Origin of the sequence: Tenacibaculum sp. HL-MS23 (assembly GCF_032463465.1) — a bacterium.
GTDB lineage: Bacteria > Bacteroidota > Bacteroidia > Flavobacteriales > Flavobacteriaceae > Polaribacter > Polaribacter bernardetii.
In genome coordinates, this window is sequence record NZ_CP135989.1 from 322,407 (window position 1) to 344,164 (window position 21,758).

Sequence of the window (21,758 nt, forward strand, 5' to 3'; positions counted from 1 at the left end):
TTTTTTATTAATGGTTAGAGAATATATTAAAAAGGTTAGGTAAAATTATAGGTAAGTAATATAAAGAATTAAATCTACCCAATTCGTGTTCCGTTTTTAATTTTCCTATCCGGAGAAATAAGCGTTATTTCATGCTGTTCGCCAACAGCACCTAATACCAAACATTCGCTCATTATGTTGGCAATTTGTTTTTTAGGAAAGTTAATAACAGCTACTATTTGGTTGCCTATTAATTCTTCTGGAGCGTATAGTTTTGTAATTTGAGCAGAAGTTTTTTTTATACCAAATTCGCCAAAATCTATTTGCATTTTATAAGCAGGTTTTTTTACTTGTTTAAAAACTTCGGCAGTAAGTATTGTTCCTACGCGCATTTCTACTTTTATAAAATCATCCCAAGTTAAAGTATTGTCATTCATAAATGTTAAGGAGTTTAAAAATATTTATTATTACAGGTAGCATTTTAACCAAACACCCATTATGGGTTTTCATAGTTTTTATTTAGCAATCTATTGGCAGCAGTAAATGGCGTTGTTTTTCCGTTTTCTAACTTTTTAAACTCTTCTTTTAGTAAAATTTTTATTTCAGAATTGTTATAAAAATTACTTTTTAACTGCTGATTGATTGTTTCTAATAACCAGTATTTATTTTGATCATTTCTTTTTTGTTGAAAATAAAAAGTATTAATTGCTGAGGTTATATATTCGTTAATCATTTTATAAACGTCAGCAATACCTTTATTATGTAGCGCACTTGCTAATAAAACTTTAGGTTGCCAACCACTATCTTTTGGTGGATATAAATGTAGTGCTCTGTTGAACTCAACTTTTGCAATTTTTGCATTTTTCTCGTTACCACTATCTGCTTTATTAATAACAATGGCATCAGCCATTTCTATAATTCCTCGTTTAATACCTTGTAATTCGTCACCTGCACCGGCAAGTTTTAATAATAAAAAGAAATCGGTCATAGAATGTACGGCAGTTTCAGACTGCCCAACGCCAACGGTTTCTATAATAATAGTATCAAAACCAGCGGCTTCACATAAAATAATAGATTCACGTGTTTTTTGCGCAACACCACCTAAAGAAGTTCCCGACGGAGAAGGTCTTATAAATGCATTTTTATCGGTAACCAATTCTTCCATTCGAGTTTTATCTCCCAAAATACTACCTCTATTAATAGAGCTACTTGGGTCTACAGCTAAAACAGCTACTTTTTTACCTAACGAAGTTAAGTGCTTACCAAAAGCCTCAATAAATGTACTTTTTCCAACTCCAGGAACACCCGTAATACCAATTCTTACCGATTTGTTTGAGTGTGGTAAACAAGCTTCTAAAATTTCATTAGCTTGTTGTTGATGTTTTGCATTGGTGCTTTCAACCAAAGTAATTGCTCTGCTTAAAAAAGGAATACTTCCTGCTAGTATTTCACGAATATATTTAGGAGTGTCAGCCTTTTTTCTTCTACTTATTTTTATTTTTTCAGCAGCAGATTTACTGGTCGTTTCTGGTTGAGAAACGCCATCTTTTTCAGAAAGAGCAGATTTGTTGATATTAGCCATATTTTAGTAAAAACGAAATAATAAGGTAAATTTAGAAATAAAAATTCAGCAAAATGCAACGAAGCTTAAAAAGTATCGTCTTTAGTATAAGAAATCAATAATGAAGTCAACCAAACAGTTACATCAATCAATTATAAATGCGTGTAAAAACAACGATGCAAAAGCACAAATGCAGTTGTATGATTTGTATTGCGAAGCGATGCTTACTGTTGCAAATCGTTATGTGAAAGATACATTTATAGCAGAAGATATTATGCAAGAAGCTTTTATAAAGGCTTTTAAAAATATGAAAATGTATAAAGAGGAAGTAGCATTCGGAGCTTGGTTAAAACGTATTGTAATTAATCAAAGTATTGATTGGTTAAAAAAGAAAAAGCTTGAGTTTGTTGCAATAAATGAAGAAACTACAAAAATAACAGCAGATGATAATTGGGAGGTGGAAACCGTTATTTCATACCAAGAAATTATAAACTGCATTCAAAAATTAAAAGATAAATACAGCGTAGTACTAACCTTGTTTTTGCTAGAAGGTTATGATCATGGTGAAATTTCCGAAATATTAGGAATTTCAGAATCAACATCTAGAACTCATTTGTTAAGAGGTAAAAAGAAAGTGCAAGAACAATTAAAAGCAGTATATAATGTCTAAAGATATTAGAGAAATATTAAAAAATAATAGTGAAGATAACGCAAAGTTATCAACAAATCATAGGCAACGTTTTCAACAAAAAATGATGGACGAATTGCATGATAAATCATCAGGAAAAAAATCATTTCAATGGTTATATGCAGCAGCATCAATTGTAATATCCTTAGGGTTAGGAATAACATTTTATCCGTCAGAAAATATAAATACACCAATTAATAACACCCCAAATACTATTAGTTTAGGTACTATTTCGCCAGAATTAAAAACAATAGAATCGTATTATATAAATACGATAAACTACGAACTAAGTCAGTTAGAATTAACTGATGATACTAAAGACTTTTTTGATGGTTATTTTGCTAAAATAGGCGAGCTAACCAACGAATATAAATCGTTAACCGAAGAGCTCAATAAAAAAGGAATTAACGATAATACGATCAATGCATTGATTGGGAACCTGCAATTGCGTTTACAGCTGTTAAAGCGTATGCAAAAACAATTAAATGAACTTAAAAATCCAATTCAAAATGACATTCAAACAATTTAAAATAAGTACTTTTTTATTACTCGCAACAAGTGTTGTGTTTGCTCAGAAATACGATAAGAAATTTAGCGAAAACTTTAAAACAAATAAAGATGTAATCGTTAATATTAATGCATCTAATGCGGATGTAAATGTAACTACGTGGAATAAAAATGAAGTTTCTGTAGAGGCTGTTATAGAAATAGAAGGATTAGATAAAGCTGAAGCTAAAAAGTATTTTGAAAACTGGAAATTTGAAGCTTTAGGTAATAAAAGTAAAGTGCAAATTAATGCTAAAAGCAATAGTTTTCATTCTTTAAATACGGATGATATAATATTTTTTAATTCGTCAAAAAACAATAACGCTAACGTTTATCATTATAATACTAATGGATCGAATGTTATTGTATTGCCAGAGATGCCTGAATTACCAGAAATGCCCGATATGTCGGAGATTGAAATCCCTGAAATCAACTTTGAAGAAATAGTATCTGATTTAGATTATATGGAGTTCGATTTTGATAAGTATGCCAAAGATGGTGAGAATTATTTTTTTCAGTGGAAAGATGGTGTTAACGGTATTACTATAAAGTCAAAAAAAGAATGGGAGAAGTTTAAGAAAAGTGAAAAATATAAGAAGTTTAAAGAGAGTATTAAAAAAAGTAAAGAAACAATGAGAAAAAGTCGTTTAACGATGCTGAAAAGCAGAGAAACGGCGAGTAAACATAGAGCTATGGCTGAGAAATCTAGAAATAAAGCTCGTAAAAATGCTATAGAGATGTTACAGAAATCTCGTTTATCAGAAAAAGAATACTCGAAAGAAGTTAAAGAAGCATTAAGGAAAGCGCAGGAATCACTTAAAAACACCAAATTAGATTTTGTTTTTTTGAATAAATCAGGAACAGTTACTGTAAACGGAAAAAAAGTAAAAGTAACCAAGAAAATAAATGTTAAAGTGCCTAAAAATGCAACCTTCGATTTAAATACACGTCATTGTAAAGTGAAATTACCAAAAACAAAAGCTTCGGGAAAAGTTAGTTACGGTACTTTTAATGCAGATACTTTAGATGGAGGAGAATTAAATATATCATATTCGCCAGTAACAATAAACTCATTAAATACTACTAAATTATTTTTAAATAATGTAACCGATGCTTATATAGCATCGGTTGCTAATTCGACATTAAATACTAATTCATCAAAATTAATTATAGATATGTTAAATAAAAACGTGGAGATAATTAATAAATTTGGTGTGTTAACTGTAAATGATTTTCATTCAGATTTTGGTAGCTTTACATTAAACCTGAATAATTCAGATGCTATATTGAATTTAAGAGATACAAAAAGTAATTTTAAGTACCAAGTGAATAAAATTAGACTAGAAAACAAAAGAGTAAATTTAATTACCAAAAATGCCCCTAAAAATAATATAATAAGTGTTTCAGGTAGTTATGGTAATTTAGAAATTAAATAATTTTCGAGTTATATTTTAACTAAAACTTCACTAAAATTCCATTTCATTATTCCTTATAAAGTGCCTATCTTTAGCATCTGTAAATAGCCACTTTTTCGATGAAATTATATAAAGAAAATCAATTAAAAGTATACAACTCTTTATCAAAAACTAAAGAGCCTTTTAAAACTGTAAACGACGGATATGTAGGTATGTACGTTTGTGGTCCTACCGTATATAGCAATGCCCATTTAGGAAACGTACGTACATTTATGTTTTTTGATGTGGTATATCGTTATTTATTACATTTAGGTTATAAAGTGCGTTATGTGCGTAATATTACCGATGCTGGGCATTTAGAAAATGATGCAGATGAAGGAGAAGATAGAATTTCTAAAAAAGCACGTTTAGAAGAAATCGAACCAATGGAAGTGGTGCAGAAGTATACTGTAGACTTTCATGATGTTTTAAAAAATTACAATTTTTTACCGCCAAGTATCGAGCCTACGGCAACAGGTCATATTGTTGAACAAATTGAAATGATTAAAGAAATCATGGAAAAAGGGTTGGCGTACGAAGTAAACGGATCAGTATATTTTGATGTTTTAAAGTACAACGAAACTGGTAATTACGGAATCCTTTCTGGTAGAAAAATAGAAGATGCTATTCATAATACAAGAACCTTAGACGGACAGTCGGATAAGAAAAATCCACAAGATTTTGCCCTTTGGAAAAAAGCCGATGAGCGTCATATTATGCGTTGGCCTTCTCCTTGGAGTGATGGTTTTCCGGGTTGGCATTTAGAATGTTCGGTAATGAGTACAAAATACTTAGGAGAGCAATTTGATATTCATGGTGGAGGAATGGATTTAAAATTTCCACATCACGAATGTGAAATAGCACAATCACAAACTTGTAGTGGTGTCACTCCAGTAAATTACTGGATGCATACCAATATGTTGTTGTTAAATAGCCAGAAAATGGCAAAATCAACAGGTAATTTTATTTTGCCAAACGAAATTTTATCTGGGGAAAATGAAATATTACCAAAAGCATTTTCAGCAAGTGTGGTACGTTTCTTTAATATGCAAGCGAACTACAGAAGTATTCTTGATTTTTCTGGCGAAGCTTTAGAAGCATCAGAAAAAGGACATACCAAATTAATGGATGCTGTAAATTACTTAGATAAGATTGAAGCAGGAAACACTTCAACTTTCGATGTTCAGAAATGGAAGACAGAATGTTATGCAGCCATGAACGACGATTTTAATACACCTGTATTAATTTCTCATTTATTTGAAGCCGTTAAAATTGTAAATCAGATAAAAGAACAAAACGCTAGTTTAACTTCGGATGATTTAGAAGAGCTAATAGTAACAATGAAAGCGTTTGTTTTTGATGTTTTAGGATTGATAAACGAAGTTTCTGAAGGAAATAATTCTGATAAATTAAGCGGAGTAGTAGAGATGCTTATTCAAATGCGAAAAGAAGCACGAGAAGATAAAAATTGGGCACTTTCTGATGAAATTCGCGATAGATTATTAGCATTAGGAATTCAGCTAAAAGACGGAAAAGAAGGAACGAGTTTTTCTGTTAATTAATTGAAAAAAATACTCACATATCCGTTTATACTATTGGTGCGATTTTATCAAACAGCCATTTCACCATTTACACCAGCAACATGCAGGTATTCGCCAACATGCTCTAGTTACACAATTGAAGCATTGCAAAAACACGGATTGTTTTATGGCGGTTGGTTGGCAACAAAAAGAATCTTTAGCTGTCATCCATGGGGTGGGAGTGGTTACGATCCAGTGCCTGAAAAGAAGAAAAAATAATCGTCATTACGAAGAAGAATGACGAAGTACTCTTTTGTTAGTTTACTTTGTTATGTTCGGAGGGACAAATTAAATAAGAATAAATGAATTTTTTATCTATAGTATGGGATTTAGATCCTGAAATTATAAAAATTGGTAGTCTAGGTATTCGTTGGTACAGTTTAATGTTTATCGCAGCCTTTGTATTGGGACTTCGTTTAATGAAGAAAATTTATATAAATGATAATATTCCTGTTGAAAAACTAGATCCTTTATTCATGTATGTGTTTGTAGCAATGCTAGTAGGAATGAGATTAGGAGATGTTTTCTTTTATAGCTGGGATTATTATCAAAATCATTTGTTAGAAATATTTTTACCAATGAAGGAGATGGCAGATGGTTCTTGGAAATTTACAGGATTTACTGGTTTTGCAAGTCATGGTGCAGCAATTGGTATTCCTGTAGCTTTATATTTTTATGCAAAAAAACATTTAAACAAACCATGGCTGTTTATTTTAGATAGATTAGGGATTATGGTTGCCTTAGCAGGATTTTTTATCCGTTTAGGGAACTTTTTTAATTCAGAAATTTATGGAAAACCAACAGGAAGCAGTTTTGGGGTTATCTTTAAAAGAGCTGGAGAAACCGTACCGTGTCATCCAACACAATTATATGAAGCATTTAGTTATTTAGCATTGTTCTTTGCGTTGTGGCATTTTTATTGGAAAACAGATAAAAAGAACCAATCAGGGTTTTTATTCGGATTGTTTATGGTGGTTTTATGGTCGTTGCGTTTCTTTATAGAGTTTTTAAAGAAAGCACAAGTAGACGGAAGAGAAGATTGGGTATTTAACTCACTAAACACTGGGCAAGTATTAAGTATACCACTTGTTTTAATCGGTTTTTGGTTGATGTTTAGAAAAACGAAATAAGTTAGATTTTAGAAACAAAAAAAGCTCCAAGTATAAACTTGGAGCTTTTTGTGTTAGATGTTGTGTTAGATGTTGTGTTAGATGTTGTGTTAGATGTTGTGTTAGATGTTGTGTTAGATGTTGTGTTATATGTTGTGTTGGTAGTTTGTAGGTTAGATATAATTAAATAGAGTTTAAAAATATTATATTTTTTACTGAACTTCCGAAATTGACTATTAAAAGTCTTTTTGCAAGCTATTAGGATGTTGTCTTGTATCAAAAACTGTGATAACTTCAATTTCTTTTAACTCTGTTGAAATTCGATAGTAAAAAGTTGTTTGTTTTGTTACAACACATTTATATAAGCCTTTAAACTCTGCAGATTTAGGGCAACTTTCAGGTTGTAAGGAAATTTGCTCAATTTTTTCTGTTAGTTTTTCAATAAATTTATCACGAGTTTTTAGATTCCATTTTTCTAAAAGATATTCAGATAATCTTAAAAGTTTATTTTCAGCTAATTCAGATAAAAATACTTTCATTAAGATATTTTCTTCAAGAATGAATTGTATGAGATTCTTTTTCCACCATCAAGCTCATTAATTCCTTTTTTAATTTCATTTTGTTCAGAAATACTTAACTCATTCCAAAAATCAACTTCTTCTTTATTAATAAAATCTGCTAATTTTTGGATTAAATCACTATTTTCTATAGCTAAAATAGTTTTTATTAATTCTATTTTTGTTGATTGAATATCCATGATTATTTAATTAGTAAACAAATATACAAAAAAGAGTTTCATTCATTTAAGGGGCTCTTAGTATGAGGGATTAAAAAGATAATTTCATTTTAATAAATTAAGCCAAAAAACTAATGGATCTATTTTTAGATTAATAGATGTTCAAGTAAATAAAAGACATAAAAAAATCCCAAAGGTTAATTTGGGATTTTTTATTGCTAGTATTCTATTTTATCTTGCTTTTCGCTCCATTTTTCAAATGGCTCTAAGGCAATTTTTCTCCCTACTTGTTCAAACGGAATGCTACGTTCTTCATATGGTAACGGAATTTCTTTATAAATAAACTCGTCATCAAATCCAATATTAGCAGCATCTTGTTGGTTACTTCCGTAGTATACTTTATCTGGTCTTGCCCAATAAATTGCACCTAAACACATAGGGCAAGGTTCGCAAGAAGTATAAACGATACAACCATCTAATTGAAAAGAGCCTAAATTTTTACAGGCATCTCTAATAGCGGTAACTTCAGCATGTGCAGTAGGATCGTTTGTAGAAGTAACTTTATTATTACCACGACCAACAATTTCACCGTCTTTTACAACGATACAACCAAATGGTCCGCCTTCGTTATTGCTCATTCCTTTTAAAGCTGCTTTTACAGCTTCGCTCATATATTCTTCGTGTTTGTTCATCTTCATTTCTTTTAATATGATTATTTACTATCGCTAAAAAAAAGCTGCACATAATGCAGCTTTTTCAGTTTACAAAAGTAAGTTTTTATTTTAATCCACCAGTCATGTTTTCAGGTTTTACCCATTCATCATATTCTTCAGGTGTTACATAGCCTAAACGTACTGCTTCAACTTTTAAAGTTGTACCATTTGCGTGTGCTGTGTTTGCAATTTCTGCAGCTTTATAATATCCTATTTTAGTATTTAAAGCAGTAACTAGCATTAAAGAATTGTTTACCAACTCTGTAATTCTATCGTGATTTGGTTCAATACCAGCAGCACAATTTACATCGAAAGATACACAAGCATCTCCAATTAACTGAGCAGACTGTAATACGTTAGCTGCCATCATTGGTTTAAATACATTTAATTCGTAATGTCCTTGCGTACCACCAACAGTTACAGCAACATCGTTACCCATAACTTGTGCACAAACCATTGTGATTGCTTCTGCTTGGGTTGGATTTACTTTTCCTGGCATAATAGAAGAACCTGGTTCGTTTGCAGGAATAATTAATTCACCAATTCCAGAACGTGGCCCTGAAGCCATCATACGAATATCGTTTGCTATTTTATTAATAGAAACCGCTAATTGCTTTAAAGATCCGTGTGTTTCAACAAATGCATCATGAGCAGCTAAAGCTTCAAATTTATTTTCAGCAGTAATAAATGGTAAACCTGTAAATTCAGCAATATATTTTGCCACTAATACGTCGTAACCAGCAGGTGTGTTTAAACCCGTTCCTACTGCAGTTCCTCCTAAAGCCAATTGCGATAAATGCTCTAAAGAGTTTCTTAATGCTTTTAAACCAAAGTTTAATTGTGCAACATAACCAGAAAATTCTTGCCCTAAGGTTAGGGGAGTAGCATCCATTAAGTGCGTACGTCCAATTTTTACAACATCCTTAAAAGCTTCTGATTTTGCTTGTAAAGTATCACGTAATTGCTCTACACCAGGAATGGTTACTTCTACAATTTTCTTGTAAGCAGCAATGTGCATACCTGTAGGAAAGGTGTCGTTTGATGATTGTGATTTGTTTACATCATCATTTGGTTGAATAGTTTTTTCGCCTTCACCAATTATTTTCCCAGCAATTTCATGAGCCCTGTTAGCGATTACCTCGTTACAGTTCATGTTAGATTGTGTACCAGAACCTGTTTGCCAGATTACTAACGGAAATTGATTGTCGTGTTTACCTGTTAAGATTTCGTCACAAACTTGTGCAATTAAATCTCTTTTTTCATCAGTTAAAACACCTAATTCAGCATTTGTATAGGCAGCAGCTTTTTTAAGGTATGCAAAACCATATACTATTTCTAATGGCATAGAGCCAGCAGCACCTATTTTAAAGTTGTTACGAGAGCGTTCTGTTTGTGCTCCCCAATATTTATCAGCAGGAACTTCAACATTTCCCATTGTGTCTTTTTCGATTCTGTACTTTGTCATTTTAAAATGATTTAAAAGAATATAAATTAACGATAGTCAAAATTACAAATTCTAATAGTTTTAGTAGGTGATTTTTATCAGATTTTATTGCTTTCAAAGAAAAATAGTTATAATTTTGTCGCACAACAATTATTAATAGGAAACAAATGTTAGATTTTTCAGAATTTTCAGGATTGGTATTATTCATGTTTATTTTTACAACCGGATTTTGGTTGTTAATTTTCTTATTAACATTTGTAGTTCCATATTGGATTGGTGGAACAATCTGGGAAAATATAAAGTTAAAGAGAGAAGCAAAAAAAGCTGCTGAAGGTAAGTAGTTTTTAAATTGATATAAAATAAGCTCGTTCATGTATTTGAACGAGCTTTTTTTGTTTTTGGGAGTTTAAACAGGTTTTTCATTATATCTTTTTTATGGTTACAAAAGCAAGGTTTACTTTTTAATTAACTATGGCAGTCTAAGAATTTGATGAGTTTGCTTCGTTCCTTGCAATGACGCATATTCTATTAAGCTTTAAAAAAGGATACCACTGCAATCCTTAACGCGTGTACTTTTTATGAGGAAGAGATTGCTTCGTTCCTCGCAATGACGGATAATATTAAGCTTTAAAAAAGGATGCCACTGCAATCCTTAACGCATTTGTGCTTTTTGTATGGGGATATTGCTTCGTTTCTAGAAATGACGGGTATCTATTATGTTTATTGTTAAGTAAACTATAACAGTTTAAGAATAGTGTAGATTGCCTCGTTCCTCGCAATGACGGAGATTTATAAAGTTTAAAAAAAGGATGTCTCTGCAATCCTTAACACATTTATGCTTTTTGTATGGGAGATATTGCTTCGTTTCTCGCAATGACGTGTAGCCATTATATGTATGTTTTTTTTAAAATATAAGAAATAAAAAAGCTCGTTGAATAAGAACGAGCTTTTTGGTATATATTAGATAATCGCGTTAGGGATTGAATGGTTTGCTTGAGCTCTTTTAGTTTGTGTGTTTATAGAACATACTAACTAAAAAGCGAGTAATGAAAGCCCGCTCGAACGCCCAAATTTTAGCCGTTAAAATCTCCTCCACCATTTTCTTGACCACCACCTTCAGGTCTTTCTCTTTTTTTCTTCTGATTAAAACGATATGTAAAACTTAATGAAATTTGACGCTCTCTCCACTGAAATTCTCCATTTGAAATTGTTGAAGGATTTTCTCTACCGCCATAATATGTAGTACTTTCTCGTTTACGTGAGTTAAATAAATCACTTACATTTAAAACAACCGATGCTTTGTCTTTTAAGATGTCTTTACTAAATGCTAGGTTTGCCATAAACATACCTTCTCTGTCGCTTTGTGCATTTGTTTGTGGGCCACGGTACATAATACGTGTTTGCCAATCTATCTTAGCAGGTAACGTTATACGTGCATTAAAACGGGCAAACCAACTGTCTTGGTTTACTTCTGCTAGATTGGTAGTAACTTGCGAATTGTCTTGCGCTGTGTAAGTGTATGAAAAAGCATCTGTGTTAAACTTAAAGTAGTTGAAACTAGCAGATAAACGCACCTTTTTTGTTGGATTGTAATTACTTGTAAATTCAAACCCGTAACGATCTTCGCTATTTAAATTTAAAGGCTGACTAACAAATACATTGGTTCCGTTTCTTTCTTCGATTATTGAAACTCTCTCAATTTTATCGGTAGAAATTTGATAATATATAGAAGCTCCTAAATTAAATTTTCTGATTTTAGTGTTATAACCTAAATCGAAAGAACTGGTAAATGTTGGGTTTAAATCAGGATTTCCTCTAAACACACTTGTCGCAGAACTTCGGCTTTCAAAAGGGTTTAAAAACCAGTGACGTGGTCTTCTTAAACGCCTGCTATATCCTAAAGTTACATTTTCATTGTCGTTTAATTCGTAACCAAGGTTTACAGTAGGAAACCATTCTGTATAATTTTTGTCTGAATTTTTATTTTGTGTGTCTGATTGTAAATCGATATCGATATCTGTAATTTCAGCACGTAAACCTAAAAGGTATGAAAACTTATTTATTTTACTACCATACTGAGTGTAAAAGGCATATACGTTTTGCTTAAAAGTTAAATCGTTAGAAGGGTTAAAATCTATATTAGGGTCTAAAATATTTACTCTAAAATCTGAATTTAAATCTTGATAAGTAGCTTTGTGTCCAGCTTCAAACTGACTGTTTTCTCCGATTGGTAACACATAATCTACCTGAACTAACTTTTCTTTAGAGCTAGTGATTTGTGAATTGTCTTCAGACGGAATTCCGTTTACACTAATAGGTGAATTTTCGGTTTCATTACTGTCTCCGTATTGTAAATCGATCGTTAATTTCTCACCATTATCATTTAACCTGTTAGTATAATTTATAGAGTATTGCTTGTCTACTCCATCTTCATCTTCGTTTTCGACTCTAATTTCTTCAAGTAAAACCTGATTAGGGTCGTTAAATAAAAACCTGTCTGTTAGGTTGGTTGCAATATCATTTCCTTCAGATTTTCTATATACAAAATTACCTGTAATAGAGCTGTTATCGTTAATGTAATATTCTAAACCAATTGAAGCATTGAAGTTTTTGTTTTTTCTATCAAAGGTTCTGTCCTCGGTTTGTGTGCTGTCTAAAACGCCGTTTGTTAAATAAGAAAACTCGGTTTGTGAATTACCAGGACCTTTTCTGTACGAATAACCAAGATTAGAAAATAAGTTAATTTTCTTTGTTCGGTAATTCAGGTTTGGAGCAACTCGTAACATATCTGGATTACCAGCGGTAAGGTTTACAGAACCATTAAAACCGGTTATTTTACCTTTTCTTAGAATAATATTTAAAATACCTGCAGTTCCTTCAGCATCATAACGTGCCGATGGCGAGGTAATTACTTCTACCTTTTCAATAGCATCAGCAGGAAGATTTCTTAAAGCATCTGTACCTGTTAAGCCAACAAGAGCGGATGGTTTTCCGTCAATTAAAATACGTACGTTTTCACTACCACGTAAACTAACCGCTCCTTGTGCATCTACATTAACAGAGGGAACATTGTCTAATACATCAGAAGCTGAACCACCTTTTACAGTCATATCTTTACCAACATTATATATTTTTTTATCTAAACGTATTTCTACGGTAGATTTTTCGGCAATAATTTCTACTTCATCTAAGGTTTCTGCATCTTCAGAAAGCGTAATTGTACCTAAGTTGATGTTTTCTGTTATTTGTCTTTGTTGAAGGTTTTTAGTTTTAAACCCTATAAACTCCACTTTTAAAGCATACTCCCCAGAAGGAACTGTAATAGAAAAATTTCCGTTTAAATCTGTAATTCCTCCAGAAACTTGTTTGTTTTGAAGATGAGTTAATACTAAAGTAGCATACTCTAAAGGTTGTTTAGAACTGGCTTCTATAACTTTACCTGTTAAGGTAACTTTAGAATTTTTTTTACGAGTAGGTTTTTGTGCAAATGCAGAAAGAGCGATTAGTAATGCAAAAAGAAATGTTATTTTTTTCATTGAGTAGTTTATTGTGTAAAGAGATAAGACTGCGAAGTTCTTTAAAGGTTTAATCTTGCTTAGTTAAAGGATTGTTAAATAAAACCTAAAGTTAAAATCAAGGTAAAATGTAAAATTTGTAGATTAGGAGCAAGAAAAAATAAGGCTTATTTTAATTGGTGACATTGTAATTAATTTATAAGGTTTAATTATAATAATCAATTTTAATTTTTTAATAAAAGAGTAATGAAGCGTAGAAAGTTTATAGAACGATTATCTGTTACTAGTTTAGGTTTAGTAGCTGTGTCATCAACCATTATAGCGTGTAATAAAACGGTTAAAGAAAAAAGAGGTTCTACAACGGTTTTACAGCCTATACGACCAGTAGTAATTGCAACATGGAATACGCCATTGGCGGTTGAAACTGCAGCCAAAATTTTGCAAAACGGAGGGGCAGCATTAGACGCTGTTGAACAAGGTTGTAGAATTGAAGAAGCAAATGAAAAAGGACAATCTGTAGGGAAAGGTGGGCTACCTGATAGAGAAGGAAATGTAACTTTAGATGCCTGCATTATGGATGAAAAAGGGAATTACGGAGCAGTTTTAGGTGTTAAAAATATAAAGCATGTAATTTCTGTAGCAAGAAAAGTAATGGAAGATACGCCACATGTAATGTTAGTGGCAGAAGGAGCAGAGCAGTTTGCCGTTTCTAAAGGATTTGAAAGAGAAGACTTGTTAACGGATTCTTCTAAGAAAGCTTGGGAACAGTGGAAAGTGAAATCGGAATACAAGCCAATTATCAATATAGAAAATCACGATACTATTGGTCTGTTAGCGATTGATAAAAACGGAGATATTTCTGGTGCTTGTACCACAAGTGGATTGGCATATAAAATGGCTGGTAGAGTGGGAGATTCTCCAATTATTGGTGGTGGATTGTTTGTTGATAATGAAATAGGAGGAGCTTCGGCTACTGGTTTAGGAGAGGAAGTATTAAAAACGGTAGGTAGTTTTTTAATAGTTGAATTAATGCGACAAGGAAAATCGCCACAAGAAGCCTGCGAAATTGCTATTGGTAGAATTGTAAATAAACAAGGGAAAGATTTTAAGAATTTTCAGGTAGGTTATATTGCTGTGAATAAACAAGGAGAAACGGGTGCTTACTCAATTCACGAATGGTTTAGTTATAACTTGTATAAGGAGGGTGAAAATAAAAATATTAAATCAGATTATTTTAATAAACAGAAAGCATAAAAAAAACCGAAACTGTTAAGTTTCGGTTTTTTTTATTTCTAAACAATACTTTTTGCTTATTTTTTCTTTTTTGCTTTTTGCTGAGCAGCTTGTTGTTCTTGTGCTTGTTTCATAGCATTATCTAAACGCTCACGGAACTTACTTTTAGCTTTTTCAGGCTTCTTTTTGTTTTCTTCAATCTTTGCATGAATCTTATCTTCATCAATTACGTAATGCTTAATAATTAACATAATAATGATGGTTAATAAGTTAGATATAAAGTAGTATAAACTTAATCCACTTGCATAGTTGTTAAAGAAAAACAACATCATAATAGGAGAGAAGTAGATCATATACTTCATCATTTTTTGCATATCAGGCATTCCTTCTTGCGTAGGAGCTTGCATATTTGCTTGCTGACTTTGGTTCATTCTCATGTAAAAGAAAATAGCAACCGAAGCTAATATTGGAAATAAACTTATATGGTTTCCGTAAAAAGGAATATTAAAAGGTAATTGATAAATTAAATCATATGATGATAAATCATTCGCCCATAAGAAGCTTTTTTGTCTGAACTCTATATTGGTAGGGAAAAACTTAAATAAAGCAAAGAATACAGGCATTTGCATTAATGCAGGAATACAACCCGACATCATGTTTACACCAGCTTTTCGTTGCACCGCCATTGTTTCTTGCTGACGTTTCATTGCATTTTCTTTACCAGGATATTTTTTGTTGATTTCTTCCATTTCTGGACGAATCACTTTCATTTTTGCACTCGATAAATACGATTTATAAAGTACTGGAGACATGATAATACGAACAACAATTGTCATTAATATAATAATCAATCCGAAGTTACCAATAAATCCTTTTAACAGGTTAAATACAGGGTAGAATACAGTACGGTTTAAGAATCCGAAAATTCCCCAACCTAAATCTGAAATCTCATCTAAACCAGTACCTTCATAAGACTCTAATAAATTATAATCTGTTGGTCCGTAAAACCATTGCATATTATAATTTAACTCTCCGTTAGTTAATGCTAAAGGCGTTTTTAAACCATATGATTTTGTGAAAACACTATCTTTTTCTTCGCCATCAAAATCAACAGATTTTAAACTAGCGTCGTTAAAAGGTGTATCAGAAGATAAAATTGAAGAAAAGAAATGTTGTTTATAAGCAACCCAATTTACATCACTAACCGTTTCATCGTCGTTCATTTGTAAATAATCAACTTCATCATCCGCTTTATAATAATAGTAAGAGTACATGTTTTCGGTTTTTAAACTTTTTTCATGTCTAAAACCTTTTAAACTCCAATCTAAATTAATTGCTTGAGAGCTGTTTATTACTGAATTTAACCCTTGAGAACGAACAGCAAAAGCTACACGGTAATCGTCTTTTTTAATTTCATAACGATATTCTAAAAATTTAGTTTCAGACACTTTCAGTTTCATAGAAAGTATTTGAGTATCTCCGTTTTTAGTTAAAGTAGGCGTAAATAATAAATCTTTAGTGTTTAAAATACGGTTATCGGTTGTTCCGAAATTAATATTAAAAGATGCATTATTATCTTTTACTAAATATAAAGGAAGTGAATCGTATGTTTTAAAGTTTTTAATTAAAGCTTCAGTAATTTGTCCACCTTTATTATCAATAGTTAATTTAACAAGGTCGTTCTCTATAGAAGTACTTCCCTTTTTACTAGTTGAAGCTCCGTATGCAAAAGCACCTAATTTGTTTTTTAAAGCAATTTGCTGTAAAGAGTCATTTAAGACAGTTGTTTCTGCTAAATTGTTTTGAGTAGTTGCTGTTTCAGAAACTTGTTCTGTTTTCGTTGTTTCAGGAGTTACTTCTGGCTCACGAGTGTTCATCCACCATAGTAATATTCCTCCTAATAAAAGCATTCCTATAAAGGAATTTAAATCAAATTTTTTTTGTTCCATTGATATGAATTATAATGTCAACTTGTCATTTTTTGTTTTTCTCATTATTGAAAAACCCGACAAATGTAGCGAAACCTTATATATTTTATGAGGTTTTACTGTGATTAATTTTGATAAGATTAATAGTTCAAATAGTATTCCGTTTTAATAAAAAAAATCCTGTAACTAAAAATTACAGGATTTTAAATTTATTTTTTTGATTGCTGTAAAGCTGCTTTTATAAAACTCACAAATAGTGGATGTGGATTTAACACCGTACTTTTATATTCTGGGTGATATTGTACACCAACAAACCAAGGATGTGTAGGGATTTCAACTATTTCTACCAAGCCTGTTTTAGGGTTGGTTCCTGTAGCTTTCATTCCAGCATTCTCTAATTGTTCTTTATAATCGTTGTTATATTCAAATCTATGACGATGGCGCTCACTAATTAATTTCGATTTATAGGCTTTAAATACTTTAGAATCTTCGATGATTTCACAATCCCAAGCACCTAAACGCATGGTTCCTCCTTTTTGAGTAACGTCTTTTTGAGTTTCCATTAAGTTAATAACAGGATGTGCAGTATCTTTATTCATTTCGGTAGATTCTGCTTCTTTTAAACCTAAAACGTTACGTGAGTATTCAATAACAGCCATTTGCATCCCTAAACAAATTCCTAAAAAAGGAATATTATTTTCACGAACATATTGTACAGCAGCTATTTTACCTTCAGTTCCTCGATCTCCAAAACCAGGTGCTACTAAAACACCATTTAATCCGGCTAACTTTGAAGGCGCATTTTCAGGAGTCAATTCTTCAGAATGAACCCAACGTACATTTACTTTTGTTTTGTTGGTAGCACCGGCATGAATAAAAGACTCGGTAATCGATTTATAAGAATCGTGTAATTCAACATATTTACCTACCAAACCAATTTCTATGGTAGAAGTAGGGTTCTTATGACGTTCTAAAAACTGATTCCATGCTTTTAATTTAGGTTGCTTACGAGTAGATAAGTTTAATTTATCTAAAACCACATAATCTAAACCTTCTTTAAACATTAGGTTTGGAACATCATAAATAGTTTCAGCATCTAAAGACTGAATTACATCTTGTTTTTTAACATTACAAAATAAAGCTAGCTTATTTTTAATAGTATCGCTAATCTCGTGTTCAGAACGACACACTAAAATATCAGGGCTAATACCACTTTGCATTAATGTTTTTACAGAATGCTGTGTAGGTTTTGTTTTTAATTCACCCGCAGCAGCTAAGTAAGGTACTAGTGTTAAGTGAACAACAATAACGTTGTCATTTCCTAATTCCCATTGTAATTGGCGAACAGCTTCTATATAGGGTAGTGATTCAATATCACCCACGGTTCCACCAATTTCAGTAATCACAATATCATAATCTCCTGTATTTCCTAAAATTTGGACTCGGTGCTTAATTTCATCTGTAATATGCGGAATTATTTGAACAGTTTTTCCTAAAAATTCTCCTTTACGCTCTTTATTTATTACAGATTGATATATTCTACCAGTAGTAACATTATTCGCTTGAGAGGTTGGTATGTTTAAAAATCGCTCGTAGTGCCCAAGATCTAAATCTGTTTCAGCACCATCATCAGTAACATAACATTCACCGTGTTCATACGGGTTTAATGTTCCTGGGTCGATATTTATATATGGGTCTAATTTTTGGATGGTTACAGAGAAACCTCTTTGCTGTAATAGCTTAGCTAAAGATGCGGCAATAATCCCTTTTCCTAGTGATGAAGTTACGCCTCCTGTTACAAAAACGTATTTAGTGTTGTTCATGGTGTTGTTAGGTTTGGGCAAAAGTAAGAAGTCTAACTATTCGAACAAATAAAAAAGTGATAAAATATATATAAAATTTCACTATTTTTGCCAAGTGAAAAAATATTAGAAAAAAGTAAAACTAGTATTTGTTAAACAAAAAAACTGTTGTATATTTGCCCACGCTTTTAGCAGACGGAATTTCATAAAAGCAACGTATAATTAAAGACCATTTTTAAAAATATAAATAATGCCGAAAAGAACTTACCAACCATCGAAAAGAAAAAGAAGAAACAAACACGGTTTCAGAGAAAGAATGGCATCTGCTAACGGACGTAAAGTACTAGCAAGAAGAAGAGCAAAGGGAAGAAAGAACTTAAGTGTATCTTCAGCTCCAAGACCAAAAAAATAATGATTAATTATCATTAATATATTAGGTGTTACTATTTTTTAGTAACACCTTTTTTTGTATATAAACATTTTTTATTTTTGTCAACAACACAACACAACAAACAAAATGCCTAAAAATCAAAACCTTAAATCTATTTTAATAATCGGATCGGGACCAATTGTTATTGGACAAGCCTGTGAGTTTGATTATTCTGGAACACAAGCTTTACGTTCTTTACGTGAAGACGGAATTGAAACTGTTTTAATCAATTCAAATCCTGCAACAATCATGACCGACCCAACAATGGCCGATCATGTATATCTCTTGCCTTTAAACACAAAGTCAATAATAAAAATTTTAAAAGAGCATCCGCAAATTGATGCCGTTTTACCAACAATGGGTGGTCAAACAGCGTTGAATTTATGTATTGAAGCTGATGAAAAAGGAATTTGGGAAGATTTTGGTGTAGAGATTATAGGAGTTAATATTGATGCTATTAATATTACCGAAGATCGTGAGAAGTTTAGAAACTTAATGCTAGATATTGGAGTTCCGATGGCACCACAAGCTACAGCAACCTCTTTCTTAAAAGGAAAAGAGATAGCACAAGAGTTTGGTTTTCCTTTAATTATTAGAGCATCTTTTACTTTAGGTGGTGAAGGAGCGTCTTTTGTATATAAAGAAGAAGATTTTGATGCTTTGTTAACTCGTGGATTAGAAGTTTCTCCTATTCATGAGGTAATGATTGATAAAGCACTTATCGGTTGGAAAGAATATGAGTTAGAGTTATTAAGAGATGCAAATGATAATGTAGTTATTATATGTTCTATTGAAAATATGGATCCTATTGGAATTCATACAGGAGATTCTATTACCGTAGCTCCTGCAATGACACTTTCTGATAAAACTTTTCAAAAAATGCGTGATATGGCAATTCATATGATGCGTAATATTGGTGATTTTGCAGGTGGATGTAATGTGCAGTTTGCGATTTCTCCTGATGAAAAGGAAGATATAATAGCAATTGAAATTAACCCACGTGTATCACGTTCATCCGCTTTAGCGAGTAAAGCAACTGGTTACCCAATTGCAAAAATTGCAGCGAAGTTAGCATTAGGATATCATTTAGATGAGTTAGATAATCAAATTACAAAATCTACTTCTGCTTTATTTGAGCCAACATTAGATTATGTAATCGTAAAGATTCCACGTTGGAATTTCGATAAATTCGAAGGTTCTGACAGAACTTTAGGGTTACAAATGAAATCTGTAGGTGAAGTAATGGGAATTGGACGTTCGTTTCAAGAAGCATTGCACAAAGCAACTCAATCATTAGAGATTAAACGTAATGGTTTAGGTGCTGATGGAAAAGAAAATAAAAATTACGAAGAAATTATAGAGAAGTTAACACATGCTTCTTGGGATCGTGTTTTTATTATTTATGATGCCATTAAAATGGGAATTCCGTTGAGTAAAATCCACGAAATTACGCAGATTGATATTTGGTTCTTAAAGCAATATGAAGAATTACACGAAATAGAAAAAGAAATTTCTAAATACAGTGTTGATACGCTTGATAGAGATTTGTTATTAGAAGCAAAGCAGAAAGGATATGGAGATCGTCAGATTGCACATATGCTACGATGTTTAGAAAGTGAAGTATATAAAAAGAGAGAAGAGTTAAATATTAATAGAGTTTATAAGTTAGTAGATACTTGTGCTGCTGAATTCAAAGCAAAAACTCCGTATTATTATTCAACTTTCGAAAGTGATATTGTAACCAAAGAAGGCGTTACGATAATCGCAAATGAAAGTGAAGTTACACCAAAAAAGAAAATTATAGTTTTAGGTTCAGGACCAAACCGAATAGGGCAAGGAATTGAATTTGATTACTGTTGTGTGCACGGAATTTTAGCTGCAGCCGAATGTGGTTACGAAACGATTATGATTAACTGTAATCCAGAAACGGTTTCTACCGATTTTGATACGGCAGATAAATTATACTTCGAGCCTGTTTTTTGGGAGCATATTTATGATATCATTAAACATGAAAAACCAGAAGGAGTTATTGTTCAGTTAGGTGGGCAAACTGCTTTAAAGTTAGCAGAGAAATTAACCAAATATGGTGTTAAAATACTAGGAACTTCTTTCGAAGCTTTAGATTTAGCAGAAGATAGGGGGAGTTTTTCTGACTTATTAAAAAATAATAATATTCCGTATCCAGAATTCGGGATAGCAGAAACTGCAGATGAGGCCTTAGCTTTAGCAGATAAATTGGACTTTCCGATCCTAGTAAGACCATCTTATGTTTTAGGTGGGCAAGGAATGAAAATTGTTATCAATAAAGAAGAATTAATAGAGCATGTTGTAGATTTATTAAGAAGAATGCCTGGTAATAAATTATTATTAGATCATTATTTAGATGGAGCAATTGAAGCAGAAGCAGATGCAATTTGTGACGGTGAAAACGTGCAGATTATCGGAATAATGGAGCATATTGAGCCTTGTGGAGTGCACTCTGGAGATTCTAATGCAACTTTGCCAGTGTTTAACTTGGGTGATTTAGTATTACAACAAATAAAAGATCACACAAAAACAATTGCTTTAGAGCTTAAAACAGTTGGTTTAATAAACGTTCAGTTTGCAATTAAAAACGATATTGTTTATATTATAGAGGCAAATCCGCGTGCATCTCGTACAGTTCCTTTTATTGCGAAAGCCTATAAAGAACCGTATGTAAACTATGCTACCAAGGTAATGTTAGGAGAGAAAAAAGTAACGGACTTTACTTTTAATCCGCAGTTAGAAGGTTATGCGATAAAGCAACCTGTATTTTCATTTAATAAGTTTCCGAATGTTAATAAGCAGTTAGGACCAGAAATGAAATCAACCGGAGAAAGTATTTTATTTATTGATGATTTAAAAGACGATCAATTTTACGATTTATATTCAAGACGTAAAATGTACTTGACAAAGTAGATTTTAAACATATTTATTAAGGGCCTATCAATATTTATTGATAGGCTTTTTTTTAACAAAAAATTAACCTGTTGTATATGCAACTAAAATACTTGTTTCT

The 21,758-nt window shown here is 31.9% G+C and carries 20 protein-coding genes; 11 read left to right on the top strand and 9 right to left on the bottom strand.

What is annotated here, in order from left to right; genetic code table 11:
- Nucleotides 1–74: 74 nt before the first annotated feature.
- Together RRF68_RS01490 and meaB are read right to left on the bottom strand one after the other, a co-directional pair.
- Nucleotides 75–416 (bottom strand): tRNA-binding protein, encoded by a 342-nt coding sequence (locus RRF68_RS01490; RefSeq protein ID WP_315944751.1) that lies wholly within the window; start codon nt 414–416, stop codon nt 75–77.
- A gap of 59 nt (nt 417–475) precedes the next feature.
- Entirely contained in the window at nt 476–1,561 is a 1,086-nt protein-coding gene (meaB, locus tag RRF68_RS01495) for a methylmalonyl Co-A mutase-associated GTPase MeaB (RefSeq protein ID WP_315944752.1), read from the bottom strand.
- Between the two features lie 100 nt (nt 1,562–1,661).
- Between meaB and RRF68_RS01500 the strand changes: the two genes are divergently transcribed.
- From RRF68_RS01500 to RRF68_RS01530, 7 genes are all read left to right on the top strand, one after another.
- Nucleotides 1,662–2,210: a sigma-70 family RNA polymerase sigma factor gene (locus RRF68_RS01500; protein WP_315944753.1), complete on the top strand. Its 549-nt coding sequence runs from the start codon at nt 1,662–1,664 to the stop codon at nt 2,208–2,210.
- Nucleotides 2,203–2,757, top strand: coding sequence for a hypothetical protein (locus RRF68_RS01505; RefSeq protein WP_315944754.1), 555 nt, complete (start codon nt 2,203–2,205; stop codon nt 2,755–2,757). The genes RRF68_RS01500 and RRF68_RS01505 overlap by 8 nt, the downstream gene beginning before the upstream one ends.
- Nucleotides 2,738–4,210 (top strand): hypothetical protein, encoded by a 1,473-nt coding sequence (locus RRF68_RS01510; RefSeq protein ID WP_315944755.1) that lies wholly within the window; start codon nt 2,738–2,740, stop codon nt 4,208–4,210. Before RRF68_RS01505 ends, RRF68_RS01510 begins: the two co-directional genes overlap by 20 nt.
- 98 nt (nt 4,211–4,308) lie before the next feature.
- A complete protein-coding gene (gene cysS / locus RRF68_RS01515) occupies nt 4,309–5,790 on the top strand; it encodes a cysteine--tRNA ligase (RefSeq protein WP_315944756.1) in 1,482 nt (493 codons plus the stop codon).
- Nucleotides 5,791–6,027, top strand: coding sequence for a membrane protein insertion efficiency factor YidD (gene yidD, locus RRF68_RS01520; RefSeq protein WP_303557264.1), 237 nt, complete (start codon nt 5,791–5,793; stop codon nt 6,025–6,027). It abuts the gene before it with no gap.
- Nucleotides 6,028–6,110: 83 nt separating this feature from the next.
- On the top strand, nt 6,111–6,938 hold the full coding sequence (gene lgt, locus RRF68_RS01525; protein WP_315944757.1) for a prolipoprotein diacylglyceryl transferase: 828 nt from the start codon (nt 6,111–6,113) through the stop codon (nt 6,936–6,938).
- 38 nt (nt 6,939–6,976) lie between these two features.
- The gene (locus tag RRF68_RS01530; protein WP_315944758.1) at nt 6,977–7,108 is read left to right on the top strand and encodes a hypothetical protein; all 132 of its coding nucleotides are present in this window, start codon (nt 6,977–6,979) and stop codon (nt 7,106–7,108) included.
- Nucleotides 7,109–7,153: 45 nt separating this feature from the next.
- Here the strand turns inward: RRF68_RS01530 and RRF68_RS01535 are convergent, their stop codons facing one another.
- The 4 genes from RRF68_RS01535 to fumC all read right to left on the bottom strand — a co-directional run bounded on the left by RRF68_RS01535 (nt 7,154) and on the right by fumC (nt 9,831).
- Entirely contained in the window at nt 7,154–7,456 is a 303-nt protein-coding gene (locus RRF68_RS01535; RefSeq protein WP_315944759.1) for a type II toxin-antitoxin system RelE/ParE family toxin, read from the bottom strand.
- Nucleotides 7,456–7,674 carry a hypothetical protein gene (locus tag RRF68_RS01540; protein WP_315944760.1) on the bottom strand — a complete coding sequence of 73 codons (219 nt, stop codon included), beginning with the start codon at nt 7,672–7,674 and terminating at the stop codon, nt 7,456–7,458. Before RRF68_RS01540 ends, RRF68_RS01535 begins: the two co-directional genes overlap by 1 nt.
- A gap of 197 nt (nt 7,675–7,871) precedes the next feature.
- Entirely contained in the window at nt 7,872–8,345 is a 474-nt protein-coding gene (locus RRF68_RS01545; protein ID WP_315944761.1) for a nucleoside deaminase, read from the bottom strand.
- 85 nt (nt 8,346–8,430) lie between these two features.
- Nucleotides 8,431–9,831, bottom strand: a complete 1,401-nt coding sequence (gene fumC / locus RRF68_RS01550) for a class II fumarate hydratase (RefSeq protein ID WP_275316032.1) — start codon at nt 9,829–9,831, stop codon at nt 8,431–8,433.
- A 146-nt stretch (nt 9,832–9,977) separates the two neighbouring features.
- On the opposite strand from fumC, the gene RRF68_RS01555 reads away from it, so the two are divergent.
- Nucleotides 9,978–10,151 (top strand): hypothetical protein, encoded by a 174-nt coding sequence (locus tag RRF68_RS01555; RefSeq protein WP_218772764.1) that lies wholly within the window; start codon nt 9,978–9,980, stop codon nt 10,149–10,151.
- Nucleotides 10,152–10,883: 732 nt separating this feature from the next.
- On the opposite strand, the gene RRF68_RS01560 is transcribed toward RRF68_RS01555, so the two are convergent.
- Entirely contained in the window at nt 10,884–13,346 is a 2,463-nt protein-coding gene (locus RRF68_RS01560) for a TonB-dependent receptor domain-containing protein (protein ID WP_315944762.1), read from the bottom strand.
- Between the two features lie 225 nt (nt 13,347–13,571).
- On the opposite strand from RRF68_RS01560, the gene RRF68_RS01565 reads away from it, so the two are divergent.
- Nucleotides 13,572–14,579, top strand: a complete 1,008-nt coding sequence (locus tag RRF68_RS01565; RefSeq protein WP_315944763.1) for a N(4)-(beta-N-acetylglucosaminyl)-L-asparaginase — start codon at nt 13,572–13,574, stop codon at nt 14,577–14,579.
- 56 nt (nt 14,580–14,635) lie between these two features.
- On the opposite strand, the gene yidC is transcribed toward RRF68_RS01565, so the two are convergent.
- Both yidC and RRF68_RS01575 read right to left on the bottom strand, forming a co-directional pair.
- The gene (gene yidC, locus RRF68_RS01570; protein WP_315944764.1) at nt 14,636–16,507 is read right to left on the bottom strand and encodes a membrane protein insertase YidC; all 1,872 of its coding nucleotides are present in this window, start codon (nt 16,505–16,507) and stop codon (nt 14,636–14,638) included.
- Nucleotides 16,508–16,695: 188 nt separating this feature from the next.
- Nucleotides 16,696–18,309, bottom strand: coding sequence for a CTP synthase (locus tag RRF68_RS01575; RefSeq protein WP_275316722.1), 1,614 nt, complete (start codon nt 18,307–18,309; stop codon nt 16,696–16,698).
- A gap of 229 nt (nt 18,310–18,538) precedes the next feature.
- Between RRF68_RS01575 and rpmH the strand changes: the two genes are divergently transcribed.
- Both rpmH and carB read left to right on the top strand, forming a co-directional pair.
- The gene (gene rpmH, locus RRF68_RS01580) at nt 18,539–18,700 is read left to right on the top strand and encodes a 50S ribosomal protein L34 (RefSeq protein ID WP_058884776.1); all 162 of its coding nucleotides are present in this window, start codon (nt 18,539–18,541) and stop codon (nt 18,698–18,700) included.
- Between the two features lie 105 nt (nt 18,701–18,805).
- Nucleotides 18,806–21,658: a carbamoyl-phosphate synthase large subunit gene (gene carB, locus RRF68_RS01585; RefSeq protein ID WP_315944765.1), complete on the top strand. Its 2,853-nt coding sequence runs from the start codon at nt 18,806–18,808 to the stop codon at nt 21,656–21,658.
- Nucleotides 21,659–21,758 lie beyond the last annotated feature (100 nt).